Origin of the sequence: Pseudoflavonifractor hominis (assembly GCF_014288125.1) — a bacterium.
In the GTDB taxonomy this organism is placed as follows: domain Bacteria; phylum Bacillota; class Clostridia; order Oscillospirales; family Oscillospiraceae; genus Pseudoflavonifractor_A; species Pseudoflavonifractor_A gallinarum.
In genome coordinates this window covers 14,178-27,446 of record NZ_JACOPR010000009.1, presented here as the reverse complement: position 1 = coordinate 27,446, position 13,269 = coordinate 14,178, and the positions used below count along the sequence as shown (strand labels likewise).

Here is a 13,269-nt window from a genome sequence, read left to right as displayed (position 1 = left end):
ATGAAACGTGCAAAAAAGATTGCGACCTATGTCAGCCTGACTGCGCTGATTCTGATTTGGCTGATGCCTATTTTGTATCTGGTAAACAGTGCACTCAAATCGCCCAATGAATTTTTCATGAACGGGATGTTTGCGCTTCCACAAGAACCGACCTTGGATAACTTTGCCATTGCCTGGAAAAAAATACGGTCCTATTTTGGAAACAGCCTTATTTATGTAAGTATTTCTGTACCAATCATTGTGTTGTTGTCTTCTATGGCGGCCTATGCGTTGTCTCGGTTTGAGTTTCGGGGTAAAAATGTACTGGTTGGTTTGCTTATGCTGGGAATGCTGCTTCCAGCGCATGTGACATTGCTTCCCAACTATATGGTTCTCAAATCACTGAATTTGCTCAATAGCCGCGTGGGACTGATTTTACTTTATGTGGCTTTGAATATTTCTTTTACATTCTTTTTAACCCGGGGACATTTTTTGGGAATCAGTCGAGAGATTGAAGAGGCTGCCATGGTAGATGGTTGCCCCACATGGCAGATTTTTTTCCGTATCATATTACCTATGTCATTGCCGGTGCTCATTATCGCATTGGTGATGAACTATTTGAATGTGTGGAACGATCTGGTCCTTTCCATTATCTATGTGACGAAAGATGAGATGTTGCCCGTCACGGCAGGCATCCTTCGCTTCACAGAGGAGTATGCCCAGCACTATGAACGAATGACGGCAGGAATCTTGATTTCCATTGTGCCCCTGACCATTATCTTTATTGCGGCGCAGAAATATATTGTTGCGGGAATGGCAGAAGGCGCTTTAAAAGGTTAGAGGGAGCAAGTATGATGAGACAACGATTGAACCAGTGGTCTGTGCTACAAGATATTCATAATTTGGGAGAGGCGCTTCACATTTATGAAAAGGAATTTCGCTTCGATGAATGCGCCCACTTGGTTTCCAGTCCGGAAAGGCTGCCCCGTTTGGGCGCACTCCAAGTTGTATTAAGTGATAGACCTTATTATGGGCGGGAACTACGCTATTTTAATCAGGCGCCTTGGTGGTATGTCTGCCATTTTGATGCGGACCAGCAGGAGGATATAGTGGCTCTGCTGCGCTTCCAATCGGTAGACTATTATTGTAAGGTTTATCTCAATGGTGTTCTGGTGGGGGAGCACGAGGGATATTTTGAACCATTTGAATTTGATGTGACACATCTTTTACAAGAGAAAGATAATCTTCTCTGGGTAAAAGTCTGGGCACCATGGGACCATGAAATCCTGCCCCGCGCAGAATCAATGCGCTGTTTTTCTGTGAAGCGGGAGATGGTAAAGGGTACCTATGAGCACGCCGATGGATTTATCCAGCGAGATGTAAACCCGGTAGGGATCATGGGCGATGTGGAACTGTATATTTCCAAACGCTTTGCCTTTGCGCAGGACTGGAACGCAGATGTGCAGTATCATCCGGACGAGGGATGGGCGGAAGTTGCCGTTTCTGCCCAGGTCCTGGGCAGCGGGAACAGTACTTTGGTCCAGGGGCGGATCTTGGACCAGATGGGCATGGAGGTAGCCAGGGCCGAACAGAGCACAGTATCCGGCGGCGCAGTGTGCCTTCGTTTCCGGCTGGATCAGCCAACACTGTGGCAGCCTTGGGAAAGAGGAGAACCCTACCTCTATACGGTGCGCCTTACTCTGATGAATGGTACAGAAAGACTGGATGGATTGGAAAAGAGGATCGGCGTACGGGAAGTGCGTCTGGAGCGGACACATGAAATGACCCGGTTTTTTATCAACGGACAGGCCATTTTCTTGAGGGGAACATCCTATTTTGGAGATGTGTATCTCTCAGAGCTGGACTTTGACCGCTATTATCGCGATTTAAGGATGATCCGGGATCTGGGATGCAACTGTGTCCGCGTCCATGTCCATGTGGAAAAAGAAGCCTTCTATGAAATCTGTGATTCGCTGGGTCTTCTGGTCATTCAGGATTCCGATTTTAACTGGGACCACCCTACCGATGAAAAATGGATGGAGCGGGCGGCAGCTATATTTGGTGCAATGGTGCGTACCAAAAAGGATCATCCTTCGATCCTCTGTTGGGTGGCACTTAACGAGCCTGACCTATGGAAAATCTTTACGCATGGGCTTCTGGAGCAGACACCGGAAGATCAGATCATGCTGGATACACTCTGTGTAAAGTTGATGAATGAATTGAAGCATATAGACCCAGAGCGGCCTTATATCCGAGCCTCTCGGGAGGAGGATGATCTGGAGAGTGGGGACAGCCATACCTACACTGGATCTCTTGCTGTGGGTACGGCCTATCCTCAAATTCAGGGACAGACAGAAAAGCTAAACACAGAATTTGGTATGGATGTGCCGGGAAATATTCCAGGACTATTCCGGGATCGGCGTATATTTGAGGCGCTGCATCCTGTGCTGGGAGAGCTCGCCGGCTACCAGGAATACCAGTATCGGTTATTGAGCTATTATATTGACCACTACCGCGCCCAGAAATATACTCCGTGCTCCGGATGCATTCAGTTTATGTTTATTGACCTTTGCCCACAGAGCTTTTACGGCGTTCTGGATTTTCACGGAGTGCCGAAGCGAGGCTACTATGCCATGCTAGAGGCATTTCAGCCGCTGTCGTTGCTGGCTAGGCAAACAGAGGAGGGCTTCCGTATTTTGCTGGTAAACGATCTGCTTCGGTCCTTCCAGGGAACGGTCTCTTACAGTCTTTGCAAAGATGGAATGGCCATTTGTAGCGGCGCGATGAAAACTGCGGTGGGAGCAGATACCTCCGCTGTGGTGGGGGAAGTACAATGGGTATTTGACCCACAGGAGCGACTGGAACTGCGTCTATATTTTGCTGGAGAAGACGGTACGTCTTTGGCAGAACGGACTTATCGGGATGTGTTTTATGAATTCCCGGGAATGGCAGGTCAGAGCATTGACAACGAGCTTGGAATGCGGACCTACTATTTTGATGAGGCTGTAAAGGAGCGTGCAAGAACGTGCTGATTACACCAGAAGAGATTTCAAAATTTGATTTTACACCCTATGGCCGCTACCTGTCCCGACCGGGAAATCATCCATGCGGATTGGATACCGGCTACTCCCAATGCTGGCCGGCAGAATATACTTTTCCCATGGGCGAAATGCGCTTTGGTATTGAACAGGCACGTTCTCGCGCAGTCCTCTCGATTCCTAAAATGGAACAGCACCGGGAATCAAAGGAGCTTGTGATCTGCGGGGACCAGCCGGTGGTATTGCCTCTGTGTCTGCCGCGGGATCGGAATGATCGGATGGAACATCCGCGGGTGGGAGATGTCCGGGCGGTCATCCTTCGTCCGGGAGATACCGTGGTGCTGGATGAGTACATTTGGCATGCAGGTTGTATGCCGCTTGTAGAGGATACGTTCTATCTCTTTGCCTACCGGGTAAGGGACGAGGAACTGTATTGGCGGACTGTGGAACATGGGCCCATTGAGCTGAGACTAGGAGGGGTGCAGGCGTGATACATGAACAGGAGTGGTATAAGCGCCTTACAATTTACCAGATTTATCCGCGCAGTTTTCAGGACTCTAACGGAGATGGTATAGGGGATCTAAAAGGGATTCTGTCACGGCTGGACTACCTTGAAGATTTGGGAATTAATGCGATCTGGCTTTCGCCGGTATATGCTTCTCCCAATGTGGATAATGGGTATGATATCTCGGATTACCGTCAAATTATGCCGGAATTTGGCACTATGAAGGATTGGGACGATCTTTTGGAAGAGGCCCATCATCGCGGTATTGCTATTATCATGGATTTGGTCCTCAACCACACTTCAGACCAGCACCGCTGGTTTCAGGCATCAAAACAATCCAGAGAAGGGTCATACAGTGACTACTATATATGGAGAGACCCGGGACCCGATGGCCCTCCCAATCAGTGGAGAGCGGTATTTGGCGGCAGCGCGTGGGAATATGTTCCTGAGCGGGGACAGTATTACCTGCACCTCTTTGCTAAAGAGCAGCCGGATCTGAATTGGGCAAATCCCAAAGTGCGAGCGGAGGTCTATGATACCATTCGTTGGTGGACCCAAAAAGGCGTGGATGGATTCCGGGTAGATGCGATCAGCTATCTTGATAAGGGGCTGGAAAATCTGAAGCCCGAGGATGACCGCTATGGTACCTCAGCCTGTGCAAATCTACCCGGGACCCACCGCTATATTCAAGAAATGATTCATGAGACATGTAAGTCAAAACATCTGATGACGGTAGGAGAGGTTACCTGCTATACTCCTGATGATCTTTGGAACTATACTGCCCGTCAAAGGGGAGAGTTTGATATGGCGATTCCCTTTGTCACACCTTTTCATGAGCTTACACACTGGTCGCCGGAGCAGATGAAAGAAGAACTGGCTGCGTCTTACAAGGTATTAAAAGAGGAAGGGTGGTGGGCACGTTTCCTGAGCAACCATGATAAGCCTCGACAGGTTTCATTGTATGGGAATGACGGGGAGTATTGGGAGGAATCCGCAAAATTGCTGGCAGCTCTCCTCCATACACTCCCGGGTACGCCATTTATCTACCAGGGAGAAGAAATAGGGATGACCAATATTATGCTCCCTGATATTAAAGCCTACGATGACATTGATACACGCAATTTTTATGAAAATTGTCTGTTGGATGGTATGTCAAAGACAGAGGCATTGAAGTTATCCCAGGCAGTCAGCAGAGACAACGCTCGTTCTCCGATGCAGTGGGATGGGACAGAATATGCGGGCTTTACATCCGGAACACCATGGCTTCGGCTCAATCCAAACTATCCAAAGATTAATGTGAGCGAGCAAAAGAACCGGCCAGACTCTATTCTATCTTTTTATCGACAAGTAATCCGGCTACGTAGAGAAAACGAAGCGCTCATATTTGGAGACTATGCTCCATTTTTGGTAGAAGAGACAGATCTCATTGCCTATCGGCGCCAATGGAACGGCAGTATTTGGGGAGCGGTGCATAATTTTTCGACGCAGACACGTCAGGTAAATGCGTTGGAATTGCAAGGAAAGATTCGATTGTCTAACTATGGACGCATGGGTGAGTTGCATGGAAGCTTAGAGCTGAGGCCCTATGAGTCGTTGATATGGTGTGAACGAGAAGAATAGTATATGTACGCCCCTCATGGGCCTGATGCAGACCGACTATGTGTCGGACGACAGGCCCATGAGGGGTGTTCCTTTTGGAAAACAACAAAAAATAAGTGGTACAAATTCTTGCGGGAGAAAGGCTTGAAGGGGTAACGGATGGGGACAGTCTGGACTGGAAGGAGATACCCGCGTCGGAGATTACCAAGAGGGTGACAGAGAAAGTCCAGCCGGGCTCGATCGTTCTCTTTCACAATGCCGCGCTCCATACGCCGGAGGCTCTGCCGGCCATTCTGGAAACGCTGCTGCAAAAGGGATATACCTTCGTGCCCATCTCTCAACTGATTCTGAGCGGGGAGTATACCATCGATCACACCGGGCGGCAGCTGCCTTGCACTTCTGAGGGGTAGCAGACAGAGTGGATGCGGAAGAATATCTTAAAAAAGTTACAGAGTCAAAACAAAAAGAAAACAAAACTTACAAAAGTGTCGTTGTGCTTTACCGGATAATTTGGTAAAATGAACATGTGACGCCATAGATATCAGGAAGAAAGGAGGAGAAGGCAGAACGGTCGAGCAGAAGGTTTGGACCGGCCGCCCCGTGCGGCCCTGTATGTTAGGAAGGATGAAAAAACAATGCGGAAAAAGCGATTCCGTCGGGTCCTGTCAAGTTTGGCCGCGCTGGCCATGCTCCTGACCCTGCTGCCCACCGCGGCCCTTGCCGCCGGGGAAGCAGAGACATACCAGAAGATCGACACAGAAGAAGCATTCACCACCGGAACGTACCTTATGGTCCTAGACAGCGGCTATGCCGTAGGGGCCCTGGATGGCTCCTGGCTGAGCGCTGTGGAGCAGACCAATACAGAGGAAACGATCCTTGATCCCGCCGTGGATTTGAGATGGAATATCTCCGTGACGGAGGACGGCGCGGTGCTTACCGACAACAATGGTGTGACGGTGGCACCCAAAGGCGGGAACGAAAACGGCATTTCGTCCGGAGACTACACATGGGCCTTCACCTTTGCGGATGGTACCTTCCGCTTTGCCGGGGTGGGCGAGGACACTGTGACGCTGGCCAGCAACAAGAGTGCTGGAAGCAAGTTCCGGGCCTACAAAAATGCGACCATCGCCGATAATCCCAATGGCTATCCCTGTGACTTTACCCTCTACAAGCTGGAGGGCGAGGGTGGCGGAGAAGTGACGCCCCCCGATCCGGAGGAGCCCGAGACCATCTCCATCGCGGAGGCTCTGGCCGCCGGGTTAGACACTGCGGATCTGACCGTCAAGGGTGTGGTCACCCTGCTGGACGGAAAGAACGTCTATCTCCAGGACGATACGGGCGCGATCTGTGCCCGTATGAGCAATAACTTCGAGGACATCGCCCTGGGCGACACGGTCATTGCCACCGGACAGAGGAAGGAATATAACGGCCTGCCTCAGCTGGACGGCTGCACCTATGAAAAATCCTCTGGGTTGACACTGGCTCCTGTGGTCAAGACCATCGGAGAACTGGCTGCCACCGATATCTGCACCTATGTGACCCTTCAGAACGTGACGGTCACGGAGATTTTTGACAACAATGGTCAGTATTCCAACCCCAATATCACTGTCACCGACGGCACCGATTCCATTCAGCTCTACAAGGCTGTGATCGGTGAAAAGGTAGAGGGTGAATGGCCCGTGAAGGTGGGCGATGTGATCACCATCACCGCCGCGGTGAGCGCATTTAAGGATACCCTCCAGCTGCGCAACACAATCGCCGATGAGATTGTTCTGGGCGGTACCCCCGCCGGACCGATTGCAGATGGCGATCAAGTTGTGATTTATAACCCTAAGTATTCGAAAGCTCTCTCGGGCACTTACAATGGATACTATAACAACGGTACCGATGTGAACATGGCCGACGGCATTCTCCGGGGTTTCACCGAGGCCGACGTGTGGACGGTGGCCGATAACGGCGACGGCACCTGGTCCTTCTCCTATGACGGCAAGAACATCGGTATGGGAGATCAATTCTCCAGCATGCCCCTGGGGGAGAAGAACGACAAGTGGACGCTGGAGGAGGCGGGTGACGGCCTCTATTACATCAAGAACACCGTCCGCGGCGCCTATATGGAGTGGTACGCGGAGAAGAACAACTGGAGTTCCTATTACAAAATTGGAGCAGGTCAGGAGTCTCTCTTTGCCTTGGCCTTCTACAAGGTAACCGATATTCCCGGGCCTGAGCCGGGCGAGGGACTGCCCCAGGACGGCGACACGGTAGTACTCTACAATGTGAGCGCCAAGGGCGTGCTGGCCGGACAGGACGACAACGCGGAGAGCCCCTCCATCACCAGCGCCTCGGCCGTGGCCGCCGACCCCATCACCGAGATCGGAAACGGCGCCCGGGTCTTTACCGTAGAGCAGAACGGCGCGTATTACCGCTTCAAAACGGAGTATGACGGCTACCTCTGCTCCAACGGCACAGGCAACAATGCCTTCTATGCCAAGGAGCCTTCCGAGGATGCCGACTGGACACTGGCGGAGTACAATGGCGGCTATACCCTGGAGAGCCGCACCGCCAAATTCAACGGGAAATATGCCCAGTTCCTGGAGTACTATGGCGGGACCTATAAGTCCTACAGCATGTACAACGTCACGGATAAGGATATTTATACCTTCCAGTTCTATCCAGTGTCCGCTGACGTGCAGGTCACAGAGGGCGTAGTCAATGTGCCTGCGGTCCGCTTTGCCGACGGCGGCGACGCCTTTGTGGGGAAGGATTACACCGTTTCCTTTACCGTAGAGAGCGTGTTCGGCGTGAAGGAGATCTCCGCCCAGTACGGGGAGACCGCTGTCGACCTTACCTATGAGAACGGCACCTATTCTCTGGTCATTCCTGCTGACGTGCTGAAAGAGGGGACCATCGAGGTCTCCGTCCGGGGCACCGACAACAAGGATGTGGCCTTCTCCGGCGCCCTCTCGATTGCAGTGAAGGATGAGCCGGTCATCTCCGGCGTATTCCCCGCCGCCAATACCCAGACCGGCGAGGAGAAGCGGCCGGAGATCGGGTTCACCTTTGCAAACGCCGGGGAGAACGCCGAAATCGTCATGACCATCAACGGCACTGCCGTCACCCCGACCGTGGAGAACGGCAAGGCCACCTATCTTCCCGCCGACGATCTGCCGGACGGACGGACCACGGTTGCCGTCACCCTCACCCGTGCGGATGGGAAGAGCACGAACCGGACCTGGAGCTTTACCATCGGCAAGGCCAATTATCAGCTCTACTTTGGCCAGCTCCACTCCCACACCACCTACTCTGATGGCTCCGGCTCGCTGGAGTCCGCCCTGGAGTATGTGAAGAATCTGCCTGAGAGCGCCAATGTGGACTTTGTGTCCTTCACGGACCACTCCAACTACTTTGACAAGTCCGGGGATGCCAACCCCGAGGCGGCGCTCTATGACATGAGTCAGGCCACAGCATACAGCCAGGAGACCTGGGCCTCCTACAAGAACACCGTGGCCGACTTCAACGCCAGCCAGTCCGATATCGTGGCCATCGCCGGCTTTGAGATGACCTGGTCGGGCGGCCCGGGCCACATCAACACCTTCAATACCCCCGGTATCGTCTCCCGCAACAACACCACTCTCAACAATAAGACGGCCGACGCGGGCATGAAGGCCTACTATGCCCTCCTCAGCCAGGCCGAGGGCAATGGCTCCATCAGCCAGTTCAACCACCCTGGCTCTACCTTCGGTACCTTTGCCGATTTCGCCTACTATGACGCTCTGATCGACAGCCGGATATTCCTGGTGGAAGTGGGCAACGGCGAGGGCGCCATCGGCGCGGGCGGCTACTATCCCAGCTATGAGTACTACATCATGGCGCTGGATAAGGGCTGGCACGTGGCCCCCACCAACAACCAGGATAACCACAAGGGCAAGTGGGGCAACGCCAACGACGCCCGAGACGTAATCCTGACCGACGACTTCTCGGAAGAGGGCCTCTATGAGGCGATCCGGAACTACCGGGTCTACGCCACCGAGGACAAGAACCTGGAGATCAACTATACCCTTAACGGCGAGATGCTGGGCACCATCATCGAGGACGTCCCGGAGATGGCCGACATCAACGTCACGCTCTACGATCCCGACGCCTCCGACTCCATCTCCAAGGTGGAAGTGGTGGTCAACTCGGGCGCAGTGGCCTACACTTGGGATGATCCCGCCCAGCTGGCCTCCGGAGAGCTGAGCTGCTCCATCCCGGCCAGTTACAGCTACTACTTTATCCGGGTCACCCAGGGTGACGGCGACATCGCCGTGACCGCCCCCGTGTGGGTGGGCGAGACCCTGAAGCTGGGCATCTCCTCGGTGGAGTGCGGCACCTCTACCCCCGTGACCGGGGAGGAGCTGACCCTCAGCACCACCCTCTTCAACAGCGAGCAGACCGATGCTACGGTCAAGTCCATCACCTACACCAGCGGCACCGAGGTTCTGGGCACACAGACCGGACTGGATACTCTGAAGGCCTCCTCCACGCTGAAGGTGGACTGGAAGTATACCCCTGAGACCGCCCGGGAGACTACCATCCGTGTGACTGCCCTGCTGGAGCAGGGCGGGACCGAGTACACCTATACCATGGACATCACTCTGGACATCCAGGATGCCTCCCAGCTGGTGTACATCGGCATTGACGCCTCCCATGCCAACGAGTATGTGGCGGGCAACTACAAGGACTCCATGGGCAACTTCGGCAACCTGGCCGCCGGCTACTCAGTGCGCACGGTGCAGCTCAACACCAGCGCGGACCTGATCGTGGCCTGTGAAAATGCCGAGGGCAAGTACAAGGCCATCATCCTCACCGCGCCCTCCCGCCGGGACGGCAGCGCCCTGAGAGAACCCTACTACAACTACACCGACGCGGAGATCCAGGCGCTCCAGACCTTCAACAGCGCCGGCGGCACACTGGTGCTGGCGGGCTGGTCGGACTACTACGAGAGCTACAAGAGCTTCCCCGCAGAGGACCATATGGCGGCCCAGCAGAACAAGGTCCTGGCGGCGCTGGGGTCCTCCCTGCGGATCGGGGATGACGCCACCAACGACCAGGAGCTCAACGGCGGCCAGACACAGCGGCTCTACTTCTCCACCTACAACTGGGACCACTTCCTCATGAAGGGTGTGGAATTTGACCCCGAGAATCCCAATAACAACCTCTACTCCCAGCTCTTCAGCCAGTATGGCGGCGCGTCCATCTATGTAGTGGACGAGGAGGGCGAGCCCACCGCGGTCCTGCCGGAGACGGTCTCCCCCGTGGTCTACGGCCACGCGTCCACCTACTCGGAGGACAGCGACAAGGACGGCCTGGGCGGCGACTCCATGCCCCAGTACACCGTGGCCGAGGGCGACGACCGCCTGATGGTGCTGGCCACCGAGCAGCTGCCCGGAAAGGGCCTCATCGTGGTCTCGGGTGCGGCGTTCATGTCCAACTTCGAGGTCCAGGCTCAGGTGGGCGACTCCGGCTCGGAGAAGAATTATTCCAACTACAACATCTGTGAGAATCTGGTGGGCTACCTCAATCCCATCACGGTCACCCCCATTGAGACGGTCCAGAAGCAGGAGCTGGAGGGAGTCAAGTACACCATCGAGGGTGTGGTGACCTCCAACGCCTCGGGCTATGACAAGAATACCGCTTTCTTTGACTGCATCTACCTCCAGGACGGCACGGCGGGTATCAACGCCTTCCCGGTGGCCGGCAACTTCAAGATCGGCGACAAGGTGCGCATCACCGGCACCACCTCCTCCTACCAGGGCGAGCGTCAGATCGCGGTGAAGACCATTGAGAAGATCGGCGAGGAAACTGTACCTGCCCCCAAGGCCATCACGGCAAAGCAGCTCAACGACGGCTCCGTCCTGGGCAGCCTGGTGACCCTGAAGGGCACCGTGGTCTCCTTTGAGAAGGCCAACGGGCTGATCCAGACCATTCTGGTCCGCGACAGCGCCGGCACCATCGGCCGGGTGTTCATCGACGGCTATATCACCACGGATAAGGATGTACAGAACCTGAGTGTGGGGTGCAATATCTCGGCCACAGGTCTGGCGTCCTACGACAACACCTTCAACGCGCCGGACGGTCCCTTCCCGCGCATCCGCATCCGGGACCGGGCCGACATCGTCTGCACAGCGCCCAGCGGCGGTGATGACGACGATGATGATGACAGCACCACCAGCATCAAGGATCCCGAGACCCCGCTGGGCCCCGGCGTATTCACCGATCTGGACGAGAAGGCATGGTACTATGACGATGTCTCTGCCGTCCTCAAGAGCGGTCTGATGGTGGGTGTCTCCGCTGACCGGTTCGCGCCGGAGGAGACGGTGAGCCGGGCCATGGTGGCCACGGTCCTCTACCGCCTGTCCGGTTCCCAGGACAACCGTTTCCCCACCTTCCTGGATGTACCGAGGGATGCCTGGTACCGCAAGGCGGTGGGCTGGGCCAGTGCCAACGGTGTGGTCTACGGATACAGCGCCGAGCGCTTCGGACCCGAGGATCCGGTGACCCGGGAGCAGCTGGCGGTCATGCTGTACCGCTATCAGCAGTACATGAAGCGGGATACCAGCCAGCGGGGCGATCTCTCCGCCTTTGCCGATGAGGCACAGGTGGGCGCCTATGCCCGCGAGGCCATGGAGTGGGCCGTGGGCGAGGGCTTGATCCAGGGCCGGACCGGCGGACTTCTGGCGCCGCTGGGCGCTACCAGCCGGGCGGAGCTGTGCTCCATTCTGGTCCGCTTCCAGGCGCTCAAGGGTTGATGTATCTCCCCATTTTTCGGAAACAGCCATAACACAGGGCGCCGCCTGCCGGGTGCGGGCGGCGCCCGCTGACTTTTACCAGAGAGGATGACCGCTATGGGCCGCTGTAAACCATCTCCATCTCTTTCCCGCCTCAAAGAGGGCCTATGCTCGCCTCGGCGTCTGGCCGGACTGGCCATGGGAGCGGGGCTGTTCCTGCTGCTGGTGGTCGGAGCCATTCTGCTCCGACCGGCGGACGGGGAACTCACCGCCGCGCAGAAGCGCCAGTTTGCCGTGGCTCGGGTCACCGATATCCTGGCGGACGACGCCAAGCCAGAGCCCTGGAGCGAAGGGCTGAGACTGGGTGCCCAGCTGCTGGAGGTGGAGCTGCTCAGCGGTCCCTATCGGGGCAGAATCCTGGAGACCCCCAACTACCTCGGCGCCTATGCCAATGTGGACTGCTCCGTGGGGACAAGGGTCATTGTCCGGCTGGACTATGACGATGCGGGAGAGCCCTATATCGTGTCGGTCCCCAACTACGACCGGGGGATCGTGCTGCTGGGAATGGTGGGGGTGTTCGCCCTGCTCCTCCTGCTGCTGGGCGGAAAAAAGGGGCTCATGGCCCTGCTGGGGCTTGCCTATACGCTGGCAGGGATCTGGTTTCTGCTCATCCCCGCCATTTTACGGGGGCTGCCCTCCATCCCCTGTGCGGTGGCGGTGTGTGCCCTCACGGCGGTGGCCTCGCTGCTGATGCTGACGGGGTGCTCCCGCAAGACTCTGTGCGCCGCCCTGGGATGTGTATGCGGCGTGGCCGCCGCAGGGCTGTTTGCCTGGGCGGTGGGGAAGATCACGCCCATCGGCGGGTTCAACATGGCCGAGGCGGAGGATCTGGTGCTGCGGGCCTATGATGCCGATTTGGAGATCCGGGGTCTTCTGATCAGCGGGATCCTCATCGCCGCACTGGGGGCGGTCATGGATGTGGCCATGTCCATCTCCTCGGCCTGCTGGGAGCTGCGGGAGGTGGACCCGAAGATCTCGTCCGGGCGGCTCTTCCGCTCCGGTATGAACATCGGGCGGGACGCCATGGGGACCATGGCCAACACCCTGATCCTTGCCTTCGCCGGGGCGTCGCTGAACACGCTGCTGCTGTTCCAGGTCTACGGCTATCCACTCATCCAGATCCTCAACAGTGACAGTATGGCGGTGGAGCTCATCCAGAGTGTGGCGGGTTCCGTGGGAATCCTGCTCACCGTGCCGCTGGTGGCCCTCTTCAGTGCCCGGATCATGCGGGGCAGCGGAGACGCGGAGAAAAAGAGTGGGAATCTTTTGAAAAGACGGGTATAAACGCCAGCGCCCCGGGCCACAATAGGCTCGGAGGTGCTAA

7 protein-coding genes are annotated in these 13,269 nt (G+C 55.8%); all 7 read left to right on the top strand.

Annotated elements, in window-relative coordinates:
• Positions 1–819 carry a carbohydrate ABC transporter permease gene (locus H8S34_RS12725; protein ID WP_180956771.1) on the top strand — a complete coding sequence of 273 codons (819 nt, stop codon included), beginning with the start codon at positions 1–3 and terminating at the stop codon, positions 817–819.
• An 11-nt stretch (positions 820–830) separates the two neighbouring features.
• The gene (locus H8S34_RS12720) at positions 831–3,011 is read left to right on the top strand and encodes a glycoside hydrolase family 2 protein (protein ID WP_186964172.1); all 2,181 of its coding nucleotides are present in this window, start codon (positions 831–833) and stop codon (positions 3,009–3,011) included.
• Positions 3,005–3,508 (top strand): hypothetical protein, encoded by a 504-nt coding sequence (locus H8S34_RS12715; protein WP_186964171.1) that lies wholly within the window; start codon positions 3,005–3,007, stop codon positions 3,506–3,508. The genes H8S34_RS12720 and H8S34_RS12715 overlap by 7 nt, the downstream gene beginning before the upstream one ends.
• A complete protein-coding gene (locus H8S34_RS12710; RefSeq protein ID WP_186964170.1) occupies positions 3,505–5,142 on the top strand; it encodes an alpha-glucosidase in 1,638 nt (545 codons plus the stop codon). The genes H8S34_RS12715 and H8S34_RS12710 overlap by 4 nt, the downstream gene beginning before the upstream one ends.
• Before the next feature lie 191 nt (positions 5,143–5,333).
• Entirely contained in the window at positions 5,334–5,531 is a 198-nt protein-coding gene (locus H8S34_RS12705; protein WP_235964340.1) for a polysaccharide deacetylase family protein, read from the top strand.
• 225 nt (positions 5,532–5,756) lie between these two features.
• Positions 5,757–11,906, top strand: coding sequence for an S-layer homology domain-containing protein (locus H8S34_RS12700; RefSeq protein WP_186964169.1), 6,150 nt, complete (start codon positions 5,757–5,759; stop codon positions 11,904–11,906).
• A 96-nt stretch (positions 11,907–12,002) separates the two neighbouring features.
• Positions 12,003–13,229, top strand: coding sequence for a YibE/F family protein (locus H8S34_RS12695; RefSeq protein ID WP_101692084.1), 1,227 nt, complete (start codon positions 12,003–12,005; stop codon positions 13,227–13,229).
• Positions 13,230–13,269 lie beyond the last annotated feature (40 nt).

What these genes read in the sequence shown, in the direction of transcription:
- H8S34_RS12695 (WP_101692084.1), top strand. Translation starts at nt 12,003, where the DNA reads ATGGGCCGCTGTAAACCATCTCCATCTCTTTCCCGCCTCAAAGAGGGC.
- H8S34_RS12720 (WP_186964172.1), top strand. Translation starts at nt 831, where the DNA reads ATGATGAGACAACGATTGAACCAGTGGTCTGTGCTACAAGATATTCAT.
- H8S34_RS12725 (WP_180956771.1), top strand. Translation starts at nt 1, where the DNA reads ATGAAACGTGCAAAAAAGATTGCGACCTATGTCAGCCTGACTGCGCTG.
- H8S34_RS12700 (WP_186964169.1), top strand. Translation starts at nt 5,757, where the DNA reads ATGCGGAAAAAGCGATTCCGTCGGGTCCTGTCAAGTTTGGCCGCGCTG.